Source organism: Methylocaldum sp. 14B, from assembly GCF_002005105.1.
Taxonomy (GTDB): domain Bacteria; phylum Pseudomonadota; class Gammaproteobacteria; order Methylococcales; family Methylococcaceae; genus Methylocaldum.
The window spans coordinates 26,993-45,801 of sequence record NZ_MSCV01000045.1; the positions used below are offsets into that span (position 1 = coordinate 26,993).

Here is an 18,809-nt window from a genome sequence, read left to right on the forward strand (position 1 = left end):
CCTGAATGTGTTGAGGATTGAACGGCAGGTTGCCGAACCAGCCGGTATTGTAAACGAAGACCGTAGCGAAACGATGAACTCGACGACTGATATCGAATCCACGAATGCCGTTTCCTGGCGAACCTATCTCGCCCTGTGCAAACTCAAGGTAGTCGGCCACATCGTGTTCACCGCCGTGATCGGCATGTTTTTGGCCGTTCCGGAACTCCCTCCTCTGGCGGTTTCGTTGTGGGCAAGCCTCGGCATCGGTCTCGCCGCCGCGTCCGCAGCCGCTCTCAACCACTTCCTGGACCGCCGTGCGGACGCCGAAATGGCGCGCACCCAGAACCGCCCCCTGCCCTCGGGGCACGTTCAGCCGAACCAGGTGGTGATCTTCGCCGCCACTCTGGGCACGCTCTCGATGGCGATTCTGATCCTGTTCGTAAACGCGCTAACCGCGTTTTTGACCTTTCTTTCGCTGATCGGCTACGCCTTCATCTACACCGTCTATCTGAAGCGCGCGACTCCGCAGAACATCGTGATCGGCGGCGCGGCCGGCGCGGCTCCGCCGGTGCTCGGCTGGTGCGCCGTGACCGGCGGGGTGCACCCTTACGCCCTGCTGCTGTTCCTGCTGATCTTCACCTGGACCCCGCCCCATTTTTGGGCCTATGCCATCGCGAAGCGCGACGATTACGCCAAGGTGAACATCCCCATGCTGCCCGTGACCCACGGCGTGGAGGTAACGCAGCTGCACATCCTGCTCTACACCATATTGCTGGTGATCGTAAGCCTGTTCCCGTATCTCACCGGCATGAGCGGCTTTCTTTATCTGGGAGCGGCCGTGGGGCTCGGAATCGGATTTTTATACTACGCGATTCGCCTCAAGAAAGAGGCAGACAACAAGCTGGCCATGAAAACTTTCGGCTATTCGCTGGTCTATCTGGTCGGGATATTTTCGGCCTTGTTGATCGATCATTACGTTCCGCTCATTGCGGGCTTGACTCGGTAGTATTGTGTAGGTCGGCAATCCTTTGCCGACGGCGTGTCGGAAAGGGATTTCCGACCTACGACAGCTCTCCACAGACCCATTTGCCGCCCAATGCCTTACTACCCGGTTAAAAAGAAAATCGTCCCCCGCGGATCGGATCAACTTCCCGCTCGAGCCTTTTCCCATCTCCCGCCGCTGCTGCAACGCATTTACACCGCGCGCCGGCTGATCGTCGCCGAGGAACTGGACCGCTCGCTGGCAAAACTCCCCTCGCCCTGGCTGTTGAGCGGCATGGAAGCCATGGCCGATCAACTGGCGGAGGCAATCCGGAAGAATCAGCGCATTCTCGTCATCGCCGATTACGACACCGACGGCGCCACCGGCTGCGCGGTGGCCGTCCGGGGACTGAGGTTGCTCGGCGCGGAGCGAGTCTCTTATCTCGTACCCAACCGTTTCGAATACGGCTACGGTCTGACGCCGGAGATCGTCGCGATGACCGCCCAAAGTACTCCGGACGTTCTCCTGACCGTCGACAACGGCATCTCCAGCCTGGAAGGCACGGCGGCGGCGAAAGCCCGCGGCATGCGGGTCTTCATCACCGATCATCACCTGCCGGGGTCGGAGCTTCCCGGCGCGGACGCCATCGTCAACCCGAATCTGGCCGGCGATCCTTTCCCGAGCAAATATCTGGCCGGCGTCGGCGTGATGTTTTATGTTCTTTCCGCGGTGCGAATCCGACTTCGAGCCGCCGGCCATTTCGCTCGAACCGGTGCCGAAGAGCCGAATCTCGCGCAACTGCTGGACTTGGTGGCTCTGGGCACGGTCGCCGACGTGGTGACGCTGGATCACGTCAACCGCATCCTGGTTCATCAGGGACTTCAGCGCATCCGCTCGGGACAAGCCCACGCAGGATTGCTGGCGCTGCTGGAGGTTTCCGGGCGCAATTCACGCATCATCACGGCAGCCGACCTCGGCTTCGCCGTCGCGCCCCGGCTCAACGCCGCCGGCCGGCTCGAAGACATGACTCTCGGCATCGAGTGCCTGCTGACCGACGATGCCGATGCCGCCCGCGCCATGGCCGTCCGGCTCGACCAGCTGAACCGGGATCGGCGCGAGATCGAGGAACAGATGAAGCTCGACGCGCTCGCTCATCTCGAAGACCTCGATACCTCCTTGGCGACTAAGCCGGGACTTTGCTTGTTCGACGATTCCTGGCATCAGGGCGTGGTCGGCATACTGGCATCCCGGATCAAGGACCGCGTGAATCGGCCGGTGATTGCTTTCGCCCGTACCGACGGCGACGAGATCAAAGGCTCCGCGCGCTCGATTCCGGGCGTGCACATCCGCGACGTCCTGAGCGATATCGCGACGCGCTGCCCGAACCTGCTGCGGAAATTCGGCGGACACGCGATGGCCGCGGGCCTGAGTCTCCACCGGGACGACCTGGCGCACTTCACCGAGTTGTTCGAGGAAGAAGTGGCTCGCCATTTGGCCGACCTGGACCTCGACCACGCGATACACAGCGACGGGCCGCTCGAAGCCCACGAAATGGCGCTGGAAGTTGCCGAACTGCTGCGCCAAGCGGGCCCCTGGGGCCAAGGCTTTCCCGAACCCTTGTTCGACGGCGAATTCGACGTGGCGCAAAGCCGCATCGTCGGAGACCGCCATCTCAAATTTCTCCTCAAGATCCCGAACTCGGACAAGCTGATCGACGGTATTGCCTTTTTCGTCGACGAACCAGCCGATTGGCTGGCCTGCCGACGCCTTCGAGCCGTCTATCGGCTCGATATCAATGAATTTCGCGACGGCCGAAACGTCCAATTACGTATGGAGTACATGGAAGGTCGCGACTAAAGCGACGTTTGCGATTGGGAAGCGGCGAAACCTGAGTACGGCACAGCCTCTCCCACGGGTTCACCGAAACGGGAGTCTTTCAAGGGAGTTCATGAGTCGGATACGGATATCCGCGGCCGAATTCTCGGCTTCGCGTCGGCTTTCGCCATGTACGGCTTCAAGCCCGCTTTTGCGAGATTATTGTCATGTCGCACGGTCCGACAACCTGGATGTGGGCGCAAGCCTGCGAACTGCTGGAACAGGCGGAGCGGCTCCATCGGCGCTTCTTTCAAGTCCATAGACTTATCGCCTCCCGGCCGACGTGGGAACCGCCCGTCGACATCATCGAAACCCGCGATGCGATCACCATCACGGTCGTATTGCCGGGTGTGCCTCCGGAAGCCATCGATGTCGCCGTAACCGAGGACCTAGTCGTCATATCCGGCGAAAGGTCCTTGAAGATCGCCCCGGATAGCGCCGTCATCCATCGCCTGGAAATACCTTACGGCCGCTTCGAGCGGCGCATCCAATTGCCGCCTTGGCGATTGCGTCCCGGTGACCCGATTTACGCAAACGGCTGTCTGACCATTCCTCTTTTTAAGACGGATTGATTGCCGCCATGAAAACCGAACAACGATCAGACAAACACTCCGAGTCCGCTGTAATCCTACCTCCGGATACCATCGCGATCATTCCGGTGCGGAATATCGTGCTTTTCCCGGGCGTCATCGTTCCCATCAGCGTCGGGCGGGAACCCTCCATTGCCGCGGCCCAGTATGCGCTTCGCCGGGACACCTCGGTCGGAATCCTGCTGCAGCGGGACCCCAAAGTAGACGTACCCGAGCCGGACGAACTTTATACGGTCGGCACCCAGGCCGCCATCCTGCGCTACGTGACCGGGCCGGAAGGCTCGCACAACATCGTCTGCCAGGGAGAGCAACGCTTTCGTATCCTCGAATTCCTGGACGGGTATCCGTTTCTCGCAGCCCGCATCGAGCCGATCAAGGAACAAGAGATCGAAACGCCCGCCATCGAGGCCCGTCTGCTGCAATTGAAGAACCAAGTGGCCGAAGTACTGGCGCTGCTCCCTCAGGCCCCGCCGGAATTGTTGAACGCCGTTCAACAGGTATCCTCGGCACACACGCTGGCCGACCTGGTGGCTTCGTTCATGGATTTGGCGATCGCCGAAAAGCAGGAAATCCTTGAGACGATGGACGCTCAGACACGGCTCGACAAAATCTCGAACCTTCTTCGCCATCGCATTCAGGTCCTCCGCATCTCCAAGGAAATCAGCGACCAGACCAAACAAACCATGGATGAGCGCCAGCGCGAATTCCTGCTTCGCGAACAGCTCAAGACGATTCAAAAGCAACTGGGCGAAACCGACGAACGCACCGAGGAAATCGGCGAACTGTACGAAGCCATTGCCAAGGCGAAAATGCCCGAAGAGGCCGAAAATCAGGCGATGAAGGAGCTGAAGCGGCTGGAACGGATGCCCGAGGCGAGCGCCGAGCACTCCATGGTGCGCAGCTATCTGGAATGGCTGGTCGAACTGCCCTGGTCGGTGGAGACCGAGGACCGCCTGGATGTCGCCGAGGCGCGGCAGGTCCTGGATGAAGATCACTACGGCCTCGAAAAGATCAAAAAGCGGATTCTCGAATATCTCGCGGTACGCAAACTGAATCCTGCGGGAAAAAGCCCGATCCTCTGTTTCGTCGGGCCGCCGGGCGTCGGCAAGACCTCACTGGGGCAAAGCATCGCCCGGGCCACCGGCCGCAAATTCGTACGGGTCAGCCTGGGCGGGGTTCACGACGAGGCCGAAATCCGGGGACACAGGCGAACCTATATCGGCGCCTTGCCCGGCAACATCATCCAGGCCATCCGTAAGGCCGGCGCGCGCAATTGCATCATGATGCTGGACGAAATCGACAAGCTCGGCGCCAGCTTCCACGGAGATCCCTCCGCGGCCCTGCTGGAAGTGCTCGATCCCGAGCAGAACAGCACCTTCCGCGACAACTATCTCGCGGTTCCGTTCGACCTCAGCCACGTCATGTTCATCAGCACGGCGAACATGCTCGACACGATTCCCGGTCCCTTGCGCGACCGCATGGAAGTGATCCACCTGCCCGGCTACACGACCGAAGAAAAGCTTCAGATCGCCCGGCGTTATCTCGTTTCCAAGCAGGCCGAAGCTTGCGGCCTGGACCCCGATCAATGCGAGATCACCGACGAGGCGCTCACCGCCATCATCCGCGACTATACCCGCGAAGCCGGCGTAAGAAACCTGGAACGGGAAATCGGCGCCGTGTTCCGCCATGCCGCCGTCCGCATCGCCGAAGGCGAAATCGAGCGCCTGACGGTGACCCCCGAGCTTCTGCCGACCATTCTGGGCCCGCGGCGCTTCGAAAGCGAAGTCGCGATGCGCACCAGCGTGCCCGGCGTCGCCACCGGCCTCGCCTGGACCCCGGTGGGCGGCGACATTCTCTTCATCGAAGCCAGCCGCGCTCCCGGCACCGGCAAACTGACGCTGACCGGACAACTGGGCGATGTCATGAAGGAAAGCGCCCAGGCCGCCCTGAGTCTTGCCAAGGCCCGCTGCGCCGATCTCGGCATCCAGCCCGAAGTATTCGAAAAAAGCGACATCCACATCCACGTCCCCGCGGGAGCCACGCCCAAAGACGGCCCCAGCGCCGGGGTCGCCATCTTCGTCGCCCTGGTCTCCCTGCTCACCCAAAAGGCGGTCCGCAACGACACCGCCATGACCGGCGAAATCAGCCTGCGCGGCCTGGTCCTGCCGGTCGGCGGCATCAAAGAAAAGGTGCTCGCCGCCCTCGCCGCCGGCATCACCCGTGTCCTCCTGCCGGCCCGCAATCAAAAGGAACTGGAGGAAATCCCCGCCGAAGCAAAGGAGAAACTGCAATTCATCTGGCTGGAACAGGTGGAGGACGCGCTGAAGGAAACACTGGGCGGGTTTAATGGCTGAGCATACCGATCCATGCGATCGCCCAAGTAAAGGAAGCTATGAACAAGTGGATTCCGTTCATGGTTCGACAAGCTCACCACGAACGGAATCAATACGTTACCGTTCGTCCTGAGCCTGTCGAAGGACTTAATCAGAGCTTCCTAAAGTTACTGAGCGTAGACAACGTTGGCAGCTCGTAGGATGTGCTGAACGCAGTGACAAATCGGCAGGATTGATGAAAAACATCCTTGTTTTTCACCCTCGCGGGTGCTCCGCGTCCCAATCCTCTCCCGGAGGATTGGTGCCGATTTGCACGGTAGTCCGCCCGAGGGGTGCCGAACAGGGATTGTCCGGCATGAGCCGCATCATTCGCGATGCCGAGACGACGATTTGTGTAGAAACCCTCTTCCCTCCGGGAGAGGGTGCCGGCAGACCAGGCGAGGACAACTCGCCCGATAACTCAATCGAATGAGCGGACCGACATCCCATCGATATTTCAAACGCCCACCTCCCACCCCCCCCCCGCTCCAGCGTCTCGTTCCGATACATAACGTAAGCATCCACTTACAACAATTTCAGCCTTTTCTGACATAAAGCGACTCTTACAGCATCATCTGCTGAGCCACTACCCGTGCTATAACGTTCGCGTTACACATGGGAGATGAGCGATGTCTGCTGATCGCGTTTATTGGAAATATTGGGGAAAAGCGCGCAAAGAAGGCGAAACCGGAACACCTTATCACCTGTTGCCGTATCACTGTTTGGATGTTGCAGCAGTGGCCTGCGCCTGGTGGGATGCGGACACGGCGATACGGCGCACCTTCACCGCATCCTTTAGTTATCCCGGATCAAATCAAAGCCAACTTCGCGCCTGGGTAATGTTTTTCGTTGCGCTGCATGACCTCGGCAAGTTCGACCTGCGATTTCAACTAAAAGCGCCCGAAGCACTTGCCGCCGCATGGCGGCCTCTTGGCACAGAAGACCATGGATTGGCAGCAAGAGATATTGTCGGATTCGATCACGGATGGGCTGGACTGGCATGGGCGAATCGGGAATACCGCGGCTGGCTTAACTGCGAAGATGCCGACCGGGAAACCTGGCGTCAGTGGCAGCCTTGGCTCGCTGCCGTGACCGGACATCATGGTGACTTCTTCGTGCCCGAGATGCCCGGTTTGGTGCTCGATACGGATGAAGCGCTCGTCGAGCACGACCAGAACGCGCGCAGGACCTTTGTGTCCTTATTGGCCCACCTATTTCTGGAGCCGGCGGGTTTGAGCCTGCAACAGCTTCCGCCGAATTGCTCGCCCGCTACGCAAGCATGGCTGGCCGGTTTCTGTTCGGTGTGCGACTGGATCGGTTCCAATGAGGTTTTCGAATACCGATCCGATCCCCATGCGGACTTAGCCGAGTACCTAGCGGCACGCATCCACAAAATTCAGGACGAAAACCTGTTACATCGCTTCGGCTTACTGGGAAAAAGCGCTGATTACCGCGGGCTGGGCGCCTTGCTCCAGATGGGCGAATCCCCGCGCGGGGTACAGGTCGAGGTGGACAAGCTGCCGACCACCCCCGGATTGACCTTGATCGAAGCGCCGACTGGCAGCGGCAAAACCGAAGCCGCTCTCGCTTACGCTTGGCGGCTGTTGGATCAAGGCGTAGTGGATTCCATCGTCTTCGCACTTCCGACCCAAGCCACTGCGAACGCCATGCTGGCAAGGGCCGAAGCCTTCGCGGACCGGATATTCGGTACGGCAAACCTGGTCCTGGCTCACGGCAAGCGCGAGTTCAACAAAACCTTCCGGCGACTCGCGGAGAGCGGTCGGCGTACGTCGGCGCAAGGCAAAACCGAGGCCGCCGTGCAATGCGCCGCGTGGCTGGCCAGCAGCCGTAAGCGCGTGTTTCTCGGACAACTCGGCGTTTGCACGGTGGATCAGGTGCTGCTGTCCGTGCTTCCTGTGCGGCACAAATTCGTGCGCGGCTTCGGGTTGAACAAATCCGTGCTTATCGTGGACGAGGTCCATGCCTACGACGCCTACATGCATGGACTGCTGGGGGAGGCGCTGCGCCGCCAGAAAGCCACCGGCGGCAGTGCTGTCTTGTTGTCCGCCACGTTACCTGCCGGCGTTCGCGCCAAGTTGTTGGAAGCTTGGGATTCCGATTGTGCAGAAGCCGCGCCGTATCCGGCCCTGTGGCATGTCGCCGAGGACGCCCCCATTTGTCTGACCGTACCGGACGATCAGCGTCCCGCTGAACGTGAAGTCGCCTTCGAATGCTTGAAGCTGCCCGGCGCCTTTCCAAACGAGGCACTGCTCGACCGTATCGTGGCTGCGGCTGAAGCAGGGGCACGAGTGGTGATAGTCATGAATCTGGTGGACGACGCCCAAAGGCTTGCCCGCCAGCTACGCGACAAGACCGAGTTGGAGGTGGATGTCTTCCATGCCCGCTACCGTTTCACCGACCGGCAACAAAAGGAGCAAGCCGTACTCCGGCACTATGGCCGCAACGCAGCGTGCGGAAAAGGACGCATCCTCGTCGCCACGCAGGTGGTGGAACAAAGCCTCGATCTGGATTTCGACTGGATGCTGACACAGATTTGCCCGGTGGATTTGCTGTTCCAGCGCTTGGGCCGTCTGCACCGCCACCAGCGCGATGATCGCCCTGCGGGATTCGAATCGCCGCGCTGCACGGTGATTTCGGTTGAAGGCGAGGACTACGGATTACACAAGCTGATTTATGGAAATGCGCGGGTTCTGTGGCGAACCGAGCAGCTATTGTCGGGAACCGACCGAATCGTCTTTCCCGAAGCTTATCGGCGTTGGATAAGAGAGGTCTATTCGGCCAACGTTTGGGACGATGAACCCGATCTTGTCTATGCTGATTATTTGGGCTGGAAGGACGACCAAGCCAGACGCGAAGCAGAGGCCAAGCGATTGACTACCATGACCGTCAGCGCCTTCCGAGATGAAGACAACATCGTCACCGGGCTTACCCGCGACGGCGAAACGAGCCTGACCGTGCTGCCTCTCCAATCGGATGGCCGCCTGCTGGATGGTCAAGCATTGAACACTCTGAACGAATGGGACCTCGCCGAAACGCTCAACCTCAACGCCGTTCCCGTACCCGCCAGTTGGGAGAAACGGCTAAAGGACTGCCGGATGGAGCAGGACGGGGACTTGGCGGGCTATCGGCAACTGGAGATGACCGCCGACAGGCAAGGCGGCTGGACGGCGATGGGTGGGAAATTCCGTTATACGGAGGATTTTGGATTGGAAAGGTGCACCGATGAATCTGCTTGAAGACCCTTGGATTCCCGTGCGTGCCGATGGCGGTACGGGCGCTTTCCAACTGCTGACCTATCGGCAGCTACTTTGCGAACCCGGCAACTGGCAGGTGAGCTTGCCGCGTGACGATCTGGAGCTGGCCTGTGTGCAATTGCTGGTGTGCATGACTCAGGTGATGTTCTTGCCGGAAAACGACGCTGTTTGGCGGAAGCGGTTGACTGAAGCTTTGACGCGTGAAGAGTTCACCGCCGGCACAGAACCGTGCCTGGATTGGTTCGATCTCGACCACCCGACCCAGCCTTTCATGCAATCACGAGGAGTGAGGGCCGCCGAGGACACGCCCATTCAGAAGCTGCTGATTGGCCTGCCGGAAGGAAACAACCACGCTTTCTTCAACGAGGCGGGCGAAGTGCGCCACCTATCGGTAACAGTGGCAGCAATTGCCCTGTTCAATCAGGCTACTAATTGCCCCAGTTTCGGCGGCGGCTTCAAGGGCAGCCTACGTGGAGGCGCGCCAATCACCACACTGGTGAATGGCGAGAATTTGCGCGAAACCGTCTGGTGTAATGTACTCACACGCTCCCGTTTGGCTGCGCGCCAGATCGCCATGCCCGGATTGGATCGGGACCGTCCAACCTGGGTCGAGCCTATCCAGGAAAAAGCCACCATTCCCTGGAACACCATCGGTTTGGCGCGAGGCTTGTTTTGGCAGCCGGCGCGGGTGGAACTGGTGAGGTCCATGGCCGCTGCACCTTGCGATGTGATGGGCGGCGCGCCCACATTGGGATACGTGGGATTTCGCAAGGAGAAATTCAACTTTACCGTGGAGGGAGTGTGGCCCCACCCTCATGGCGCAATAACCATGACCTTGAAAAAAGGCGCGCTTGAACAAAAGTTCGCCAGCTTCACGACCACCGCGCCGGCATGGACCCAGCTCTCCGAATTCGTCGTGCCCAAAGGCGTCAATGATCCCGGAGCCAAAGAGGGCTCCATTCCCGCAGGACCGGTTACACAAGCCAGCGAGCTAGGCGAAAGCGGTTTACACCTGCTCGTTGGCGGCTATCGCACCAATCAAGCTTCCGTGTTGGAACGGCGCCACGAAATGATGAGCCTGGCCCGAGGCTGGCGGGATGACAAAAGCCGCCTGCCCAAATTGGTCGAAATGGGCAAAGAGGCAAAAAAAGCCTTGCGCGGCAAGCTCTATTTCGCCGTTCAGGGCAATAAAGACAAAGGGCTTAAAGGTATTGGCGCGGCCATCCACGAAACCGCCGAGAAACTGTTTTACGCCCGAACCGAAAGTCTGATCCACGAAACCTTTTCCAATGAACTCACGTTCAAGCAGTGGGCCACCGCCCGCAAGGCTTTTGTCCAGGAATTGGCCGGCCATTGCCGCGCAATTTTTGAGGAGCTGACTGCACCTTATGCGATGAAACCGGAGTTGATTCCGGTTATCGCCTGGGCGCGGCGCAGCCTGAATTTCGATCTTACCAAGCTGATGGAGGATGCATGACTGCCGAATTGCCGGATTTTGTCGCGCTGAAAATGCACTACGACGACGAGAGCTTTCCGACCGGCGCACGTGCCGAGCTGCGCCGTGCTGCCGAACCGGATGATGTGGCGTTGACCCCGGCGCTCTACCGCTTATTCCCCGGCGAGCGGCCGAGCGACCGCCACTTACGTGTCGCCTATCTCCTGCCCTATGCCAAACACGCGGCTAAAGCCAAGTCGTTGGGTGCGCAACTGGCGGAAGCCAAGGTGGCGGAAGCACGGGTTCTGCAAGTGGCCCGCGCTCATGAACCGCTCGATGTGGTCCAGTTACGTCGCCTCTTGATGCAGGTTGAAGCCGCAGTGGACTGGTCGGCGTTCGGCCCGATGGTGTGGTTTTGGAACGAACGAGCCAAACGTCAGCTCATCGAGGATTTCTATATCGCCCGTTTTTCCCCCGTCACAGGAGCTAAATAATGACCAAGAAGAACTTCATCAACTTCCATGTACTCATTTCCCACAGCCCCTCCTGTCTCAACCGGGACGATATGAACATGCAGAAAACCGCCGTATTTGGTGGCGTCAACCGGGTGCGGATTTCCAGCCAATCTCTGAAGCGGGCGATACGCAAGAGCGATTACTACCAAGCCAATTTGGGCGCACCATCGGTGCGCACCCGCGATTTGAACAAACTCAAAGCGCGTTTCACCGAACTGCTCAAAGACCGCTTTGACGCCGAATTGATTAACCGCGCGCTGGAGTGGATTTCCGGCAAGGAAGGTATCGCCGAAGGCGTAACGGCCGACGCCGTTGCGCCCTGGTCGGTGGATGAAGTAACGCACTTCTGCGAAATCATTAGCGCCGACGACCAGCAAGATATCAAGAAACTGGAAAAGCAGATTGAAAAAGAGGCGCGTCCTTTCCGGGCGGCTATGAGCAACACCGTGGACATCGCCTTGTCCGGTCGTATGGCGACCAGTGGATTGATGAGCAACCTGCCCGTGGATGGCGCGCTCGCCGTCGCTCACGCCATTACCACCCATGCCGTCGAGCCGCAGGACGTGGACTGGTTCACCGCCGTCGACGATTTGACCCAGGACGCGGGCGATACGGGAGCGGGACATCTGGATACCCAGCAGTTTTCCTCCGGCGTGTTCTACCGTTACGCCAGTCTCAACCTGAGACAACTGCAAGTGAACCTGGGATTGATCGACCACATCAAGGCGGAGGAAACCGCCGAGTCCCGCCAACGTGCGCTGGACATCGCCCATCATGTATTCCATTTACTGGCGACGGTGGTGCCTTCGGCCAAGCAACAGTCTTTCGCCGCTCACAACTTGGCGGACTTCGCCATCGTCAGCTTCGCCGACCAGCCGATTTCGTTAGCCAATGCATTCGAAGAACCGGTCAGACGCGATTACAAACTGGCGGGATTCCTCAAACCATCCATTCAGTGTTTGGCCAATTACTGGGGACGCATGAATCGCGCCTACGGTCTGGACGAACAGGCGCGCGCTTTCGCGGTCGATGCGAGCTTCGAGATGGGCGGCAAGCCTCCCCTGGACTCCCTGAAAGCGGTGGAAGACTGGATCGCCGAGGATGGTCAGGAATAAAGGAGGGCTCCATGCCGCGTTATTTGATTCTCCTCCTGGACGGTCCCATGCAAGCGTGGGGCACGCACACGTTCGAAGATTTTCGCCCTTGCAATGCGTTTCCGACTCGCAGCGGTTTGCTCGGACTGCTAGGTGCCTGCCTGGGGTTGGACCGGCGCGATACCGAAGCATTGGAGCAATTGGCGATGAGCGTCGAGTTCGCCGTACGCGCCGACAGAGAGGTGTTGCGGCCGGAAGCGGAAGTACCCAAGGCAAAAGCCGCTGTAAAGCTTCCCGACTTCCACACGGTGGAGGATGCTCGCAAGGTAGACGGTTCCGCCAACAAGAACCCGGTGGTTTCTCGGCGCGAATACCTGTTCGATGCCGCTTTCACCGTGGCGATCGGCGCAAAGCCCGACGGGCCGGTTACGCTGGATGCAATTGCCGAAGCTTTGCGGCGCCCGTGTTTTACGCCTGTGCTGGGACGGCGTTCCTGTCCCATCGCCCGGCCTTTGCTCGATGGCGAGGCCGTGGAGGCGAGCGATGCGAAGGCGGCACTGGCAACCATCGCACCTGTAGGTGGCATGATCTATACCGAAGGCGAATTGATCTCCGCACAACCCTTGCGGGTCCGCGACGTACCCATACAGGGCCGGCACCGGCAATTCAGCACTCGACTGGTGTATCTCCATAAGGGGGAAACATGTTCCTGAGCCGTGTCGAGATTCCTTGGGATGCAGTCCGCAACCCTTACGAAATTCATCGCCAGCTTTGGCGGCTGTTTCCCGGAGAGGACAAAGAACCCCGGAAGAATGCCGAGGAAGGACGCCAAGGGTTCCTGTTCAGGGTGGAAAACAATCAGCCTGGCCGCCCGCTGCGTTTGTTGATTCAGTCTCGGCGAGCGCCAGAGCCTACGGCTGGATTGACGATTGTAGGTACGCGCGAATTCCAACCCCAGCCAGCTCACGGGCAGCGCTTGGCATTTCTACTCACCTCAAATCCGGTCAAAACCATTATCGATGCACAGCGAGAAACCAAGTCGGGCAAAAGCTCCGAAAAGTGCCGTGTGCCGTTGATTCACGAATCCGAACAGCGCGAATGGTTAAAGCGCAAACTCATCGGTGCGGGAGAATTTGAAGGTGTCAATGTGGTGCCTCACGCCCCGGTGTTCTTTCGGAAAGGCAATCGGGGCGGCAAGATAGTCATGGTGACTTTCGAAGGCGTATTGCGTGTAAACGAGCCAGGAACGTTGATCGCCTATTTGGAAAACGGCATCGGCCCCGCCAAAGCCTTCGGTTGCGGTTTGCTGTTAGTACGGCGCTTGGGATAAATTGTTCCCCTACTTGTGGGCATATTTGGAGAAGACATCATGCACACCTTTACGATCCGCGACTTGCGCGACCGGACCGGCGAACTGGTACGCGATGCCGAAGCGGGCAAGCTTTCCGTCGTCACCAAACATGGGCAGCCGATCTTCGTAGCCGTACCCTTCGATGACTTCCTGTTGCGCGAGGGTGTGAATGTGGCCTTGGCGGTGAAGCTGTTCGATGAGGAAGCACTGTCGCTCCGTGAGGCCGCCAAGCTGGCTGGCATGACGCTGGCCGAATTCATGGAAGAATGTTCGGCGCGTGAAATACCGGTGGTGCGTTATTCGCCGGAAGACCTGCGTCAGGAATTGGCGGACCTGGATGACGTGTCTCGTCGCTGATAGCGGTCCGCTCATCGCGCTCGCCAAACTCGGTCTTTTGGATTTGCCCGTTCGATTGTTCACGCGCGCGGTGTTGCCGTCCACGGTATTCGCTGAATGCCTTGCCCAAGCACGGCGGCCCGACGCACAGGCGATAAAAACATTCGTCGAGGGAGGGCAACTCGACGTGGTGGACGATGCGGCCTGGCCCGAAGGAATTGCGGTTCCGCGCCTGGATGCCGGTGAAACCGCCGCCTTGGCGCTTGCGCATCAGTTACAAGCCCACCTGCTTGTGGACGAATTGCGTGGACGCCGTGCCGCGCGGCGGTTGGGTGTGCCGATCGTGGGGGTCTGCGGTTTGCTGCTGCTGGCGAAGCGGCAAGGGTATATCGACACCGTTGCGGTACCGATGGACGTGCTGCGCGCCCAGAGCTACTTTATCGCCCCCGATCTGCGCGCGGCCGTACTCGCCGCTGCGGGCGAAGACTGAGGCTGATACGCCATGACAGACCTTCTCCCTCCCCTCAAACCCATCGCCATGAAAGAGCGCATTTCGCTCATTTTCATCGAATACGGCGAAATCGACGTGCTCGACGGCTCGTTCGTGGTGATCGACAAGACCGGCGTGCGCACCCACATTCCGGTGGGCTCCATCGCCTGCATCATGCTGGAACCCGGAACGCGGGTGTCGCACCGGGCGGCGGCGCTGGCGGCGCGGGTCGGAACCTTGCTGGTCTGGGTGGGCGAAGCCGGGGTTCGGCTCTACGCCTCGGGGCAGCCGGGCGGCGCGCGCTCCGACCGTCTTCTGTATCAGGCCAAGCTCGCCCTGGACGAGGACGCCCGGCTCAAGGTGGTGCGCAAGATGTACGAGATTCGCTTCAAGGAAAAGCCGCCGGAGCGGCGCAGCGTCCAGCAGCTCCGCGGCATCGAGGGGGCGCGGGTGCGAAAGTTGTACGAACTGCTTGCCAAGCGCTATGGCGTCACCTGGAAGCACCGCAACTACGACGCCGACGAATGGGGCTCCGGCGATCTGCCCAACCGTTGCGTCAGCTCCGCCACCGCCTGTCTGTACGGCATCACCGAAGCCGCAGTGCTGGCAGCGGGTTACGCGCCGGCGGTGGGTTTCATCCACACCGGAAAACCCTTGTCATTCGTCTACGACATCGCCGACCTTTTCAAATTCGACACCGTCGTGCCGGTCGCCTTCAAGATCGCCTCCCAGCAGCCGGGCGAACCGGAACGCGCCGTCCGTCTCGCCTGCCGGGACGTGTTCCGGCAAACCAAGCTCCTGCAGCAGATCATTCCCGCCATCGAAGACGTGCTCGCCGCGGGCGGCCTGGAACCGCCGGAAACCCCGGAAGACGCCGTCGGCCCCGCCATCCCCAACCCCAAGAGTCTCGGCGATGCTGGTCATCGTGGTTGAAAACGTTCCGCCCCGGCTGCGCGGCCGTTTGGGCGTGTGGCTGGTGGAAGTGCGCGCCGGCGTTTACGTCGGCGATTTGTCGAAGCGCGTGCGCGAAATGCTCTGGGCGCAAGTCGAAGCCGGCCTCGGAGACGGCAACGCCGTGATGGTATGGTCCACCAATACGGAATCGGGCTTCGACTTCGTAACCCTCGGCAAGAACCGGCGCATGCCGGTCGAATTGGACGGCCTGAAACTGGTGTCCTTCTATCCGCCCGAACCGGCCGACGGGGAGGGAAATAATGCTCTTTAACAACCCGGATTTTTCATTTTCAAAGCGGCGAATCGCCGGTAGAATTTCGACCGGTATTTTTTGCCAGTCCTAACAATAGGTTAGAAATGGTCTGTTCCCCACGTACGTGGGGATGAACCGACGGCGTAATGGTAATTGTTAGCCGACAAGTTCTGTTCCCCACGTACGTGGGGATGAACCGCCGCGCAATACGGCGGTTTCGCCGTGGCACTCCTGTTCCCCACGTACGTGGGGATGAACCGGCCGCGCCCGCAACCGGGCGACGCCCCCTACTCTGTTCCCCACGTACGTGGGGATGAACCGGCGGCAGATGCTCGGCCTCGCGCGGGGTAAAGCTGTTCCCCACGTACGTGGGGATGAACCGGCAGACAGGCGCATTCTCGAAAGCGAAACCCGCCTGTTCCCCACGTACGTGGGGATGAACCGTGATGGGCGCCGTCGCCCGCGAGTACGGATTCCTGTTCCCCACGTACGTGGGGATGAACCGCGCCGCCGATCGGCACGATAAATTGGATCATCCTGTTCCCCACGTACGTGGGGATGAACCGGCGCTCGCTCTCGGGCTCAGGAAAAGCGCCGAACTGTTCCCCACGTACGTGGGGATGAACCGGCAGAGCATTTCACCTGATGGAACCGGAGGATCTGTTCCCCACGTACGTGGGGATGAACCGACCTTCATGCAGATCGAGATCGCCCGGCTCGTCTGTTCCCCACGTACGTGGGGATGAACCGAACCCGGTCGAACTCGCCGCCATTCTCGGCTACTGTTCCCCACGTACGTGGGGATGAACCGTCCTCCAGCTGGTACATCACTTCGAGGATCGTCTGTTCCCCACGTACGTGGGGATGAACCGCGCGGCCGCGCCGCAGAACGGCTCGACATAGCCTGTTCCCCACGTACGTGGGGATGAACCGCGCCCGACCTTCAACCCGATCTCTTCGGTGCGCTGTTCCCCACGTACGTGGGGATGAACCGCCTATATCGACGCCCGACGCCCGGTCACGGCGCTGTTCCCCACGTACGTGGGGATGAACCGTCCAGGCCGCGCGCCTCCAGCTTGCGGCGGCCGCTGTTCCCCACGTACGTGGGGATGAACCGGTCTGATTGTTTTGGCATCAGACCTGAGCGGCCTGTTCCCCACGTACGTGGGGATGAACCGTGCGAAGTGGCCGGACAACTAGGCGAGAGACACTGTTCCCCACGTACGTGGGGATGAACCGCGCTCGGAATCCGGCACCGCGCCTGTTATCAACTGTTCCCCACGTACGTGGGGATGAACCGCCCTGCAATCCTGGGGCAACGAACTGCTCGAACTGTTCCCCACGTACGTGGGGATGAACCGGCTCTCCAGATCCTCGCCGCTCATCTCCCGCGCTGTTCCCCACGTACGTGGGGATGAACCGCTTACTCTTTTATCCATGATCGAAATTTCCACCTGTTCCCCACGTACGTGGGGATGAACCGTCGGTCAAAGGCTTCACGATCGTCCGCCCAGCCTGTTCCCCACGTACGTGGGGATGAACCGCCTATGCTGAGCTGGACCGCGAGATCGCCTTGCTGTTCCCCACGTACGTGGGGATGAACCGACCAACCGCTTAAAAACCGTAGGCATGAAGGACTGTTCCCCACGTACGTGGGGATGAACCGGACTCGGCGAAGTCGAGGCACTCGCGCCGCGCCTGTTCCCCACGTACGTGGGGATGAACCGTCCGGTTACCTCCAGATCCGCGGCGAAACCAACTGTTCCCCACGTACGTGGGGATGAACCCCGGCTCCAGGAGCAGGCGTCATGAGACAGGTCCTGTTCCCCACGTACGTGGGGATGAACCGATCGCCGAGCGCCTGAACGGCAGACGATTCCCCTGTTCCCCACGTACGTGGGGATGAACCGATCCGCGTAGAGAGCAAGGAAGAGATTTTCAACTGTTCCCCACGTACGTGGGGATGAACCGCGGAAGGAGGGTTCGAAACAGACCGGCAAAGACTGTTCCCCACGTACGTGGGGATGAACCGATCAGCGCGGTGACCGTGACCGATTCGACCGCCTGTTCCCCACGTACGTGGGGATGAACCGTGGAGCAACTGGCCATGGACAGAGGTTGCACCCTGTTCCCCACGTACGTGGGGATGAACCGGTATCAAGGTCTGCGCCGAATGGGAAAATTCACTGTTCCCCACGTACGTGGGGATGAACCGTACCTATCGGGCAGCAAGACACATAAGTTCCTCTGTTCCCCACGTACGTGGGGATGAACCGCGACATCCTTAACAATTGCCCCGAAGCCCGACCTGTTCCCCACGTACGTGGGGATGAACCGCGTCGCCGTGATCCAGGCCGATGCGGCCATACCTGTTCCCCACGTACGTGGGGATGAACCGCGCTCTACTGGAAGACACCAGCTCGTATGCGGCTGTTCCCCACGTACGTGGGGATGAACCGTCCGAAAGCAGCTCGCCATTGTCGACGACTGCCTGTTCCCCACGTACGTGGGGATGAACCCGATCATGCTACGGCCGACGGCGAGCTATGCGCCTGTTCCCCACGTACGTGGGGATGAACCGCAAATTGAAATGTTCATCGAGGAAAGCCTGTTCTGTTCCCCACGTACGTGGGGATGAACCGTCGTTTGATGTTTTGTGAAACAGTTGGGCCTGCTGTTCCCCACGTACGTGGGGATGAACCGGCCGGTCTGGCGTCTCGGATCGCAACACCCGACTGTTCCCCACGTACGTGGGGATGAACCGGTGCTCCGCGCACTGGCCGCCGCCCCGAATCCCTGTTCCCCACGTACGTGGGGATGAACCGCTGACCTTGCGGCGATGGCGGACGGCTACGATCTGTTCCCCACGTACGTGGGGATGAACCGGTTGATGGTCCCCGATTCGGTTGCGGGGCCGGCTGTTCCCCACGTACGTGGGGATGAACCGGCCGAATGCCTGGACCTGCCGCGCAAAACCTTCTGTTCCCCACGTACGTGGGGATGAACCGGGTTTTCGCGCCGGTTGACCCGCTGAGCCAGCCTGTTCCCCACGTACGTGGGGATGAACCGCCGCTGTACGACGAGATCCACAAGACCAGAAACTGTTCCCCACGTACGTGGGGATGAACCGACTTACCGACGCTTCTTGACTTACGGCTCCGACTGTTCCCCACGTACGTGGGGATGAACCGAGGTTGGGTCGTCGTCGGTCGGGTAGCCGAGGCTGTTCCCCACGTACGTGGGGATGAACCGGGAGTCGGAGTAGCGCCCGGCCCGCGCCACCTCTGTTCCCCACGTACGTGGGG

General features: G+C 60.2%; 14 protein-coding genes and 1 CRISPR repeat array. All 14 genes read left to right on the forward strand.

The features are described from left to right. The first annotated feature begins 73 nt into the window (after positions 1-73). The 14 genes from cyoE (at position 74) to cas2e (ending at position 15,522) form a co-directional block, all read left to right on the forward strand. Complete coding sequence (cyoE, locus tag B2A78_RS23685) at positions 74-988, forward strand: heme o synthase (RefSeq protein ID WP_077732518.1); 915 nt, start codon at positions 74-76, stop codon at positions 986-988. Between the two features lie 90 nt (positions 989-1,078). After that, complete coding sequence (gene recJ, locus B2A78_RS23690) at positions 1,079-2,821, forward strand: single-stranded-DNA-specific exonuclease RecJ (protein WP_077732519.1); 1,743 nt, start codon at positions 1,079-1,081, stop codon at positions 2,819-2,821. A gap of 185 nt (positions 2,822-3,006) precedes the next feature. Further along, a complete protein-coding gene (locus B2A78_RS23695; protein ID WP_086135113.1) occupies positions 3,007-3,411 on the forward strand; it encodes an Hsp20/alpha crystallin family protein in 405 nt (134 codons plus the stop codon). Positions 3,412-3,419: 8 nt separating this feature from the next. After that, positions 3,420-5,783: an endopeptidase La gene (gene lon / locus B2A78_RS23700; protein WP_077732534.1), complete on the forward strand. Its 2,364-nt coding sequence runs from the start codon at positions 3,420-3,422 to the stop codon at positions 5,781-5,783. 647 nt (positions 5,784-6,430) lie between these two features. After that, a complete protein-coding gene (gene cas3 / locus B2A78_RS23705) occupies positions 6,431-9,058 on the forward strand; it encodes a CRISPR-associated helicase/endonuclease Cas3 (RefSeq protein WP_077732521.1) in 2,628 nt (875 codons plus the stop codon). Further along, positions 9,045-10,553: a type I-E CRISPR-associated protein Cse1/CasA gene (gene casA, locus B2A78_RS23710; protein WP_077732522.1), complete on the forward strand. Its 1,509-nt coding sequence runs from the start codon at positions 9,045-9,047 to the stop codon at positions 10,551-10,553. The genes cas3 and casA overlap by 14 nt, the downstream gene beginning before the upstream one ends. Continuing rightward, the gene (gene casB / locus B2A78_RS23715; protein ID WP_077732523.1) at positions 10,550-11,005 is read left to right on the forward strand and encodes a type I-E CRISPR-associated protein Cse2/CasB; all 456 of its coding nucleotides are present in this window, start codon (positions 10,550-10,552) and stop codon (positions 11,003-11,005) included. Before casA ends, casB begins: the two co-directional genes overlap by 4 nt. Beyond that, on the forward strand, positions 11,005-12,141 hold the full coding sequence (cas7e, locus tag B2A78_RS23720) for a type I-E CRISPR-associated protein Cas7/Cse4/CasC (protein ID WP_077732524.1): 1,137 nt from the start codon (positions 11,005-11,007) through the stop codon (positions 12,139-12,141). The genes casB and cas7e overlap by 1 nt, the downstream gene beginning before the upstream one ends. 11 nt (positions 12,142-12,152) lie before the next feature. After that, on the forward strand, positions 12,153-12,833 hold the full coding sequence (gene cas5e / locus B2A78_RS23725) for a type I-E CRISPR-associated protein Cas5/CasD (RefSeq protein ID WP_077732525.1): 681 nt from the start codon (positions 12,153-12,155) through the stop codon (positions 12,831-12,833). Then, entirely contained in the window at positions 12,824-13,450 is a 627-nt protein-coding gene (gene cas6e / locus B2A78_RS23730; RefSeq protein WP_077732526.1) for a type I-E CRISPR-associated protein Cas6/Cse3/CasE, read from the forward strand. The genes cas5e and cas6e overlap by 10 nt, the downstream gene beginning before the upstream one ends. Positions 13,451-13,489: 39 nt before the next feature. Then, positions 13,490-13,828: a type II toxin-antitoxin system prevent-host-death family antitoxin gene (locus tag B2A78_RS23735; RefSeq protein ID WP_077732527.1), complete on the forward strand. Its 339-nt coding sequence runs from the start codon at positions 13,490-13,492 to the stop codon at positions 13,826-13,828. Continuing rightward, a complete protein-coding gene (locus B2A78_RS23740) occupies positions 13,809-14,297 on the forward strand; it encodes a DUF3368 domain-containing protein (RefSeq protein WP_077732528.1) in 489 nt (162 codons plus the stop codon). Before B2A78_RS23735 ends, B2A78_RS23740 begins: the two co-directional genes overlap by 20 nt. Before the next feature lie 12 nt (positions 14,298-14,309). Then, entirely contained in the window at positions 14,310-15,230 is a 921-nt protein-coding gene (gene cas1e / locus B2A78_RS23745; protein WP_077732529.1) for a type I-E CRISPR-associated endonuclease Cas1e, read from the forward strand. Beyond that, positions 15,211-15,522: a type I-E CRISPR-associated endoribonuclease Cas2e gene (gene cas2e / locus B2A78_RS23750; protein ID WP_077732530.1), complete on the forward strand. Its 312-nt coding sequence runs from the start codon at positions 15,211-15,213 to the stop codon at positions 15,520-15,522. Before cas1e ends, cas2e begins: the two co-directional genes overlap by 20 nt. 91 nt (positions 15,523-15,613) lie before the next feature. After that, a CRISPR array of direct repeats spans positions 15,614-18,808; the repeat unit is 20 nt; unit sequence CTGTTCCCCACGTACGTGGG. Position 18,809 lies beyond the last annotated feature (1 nt).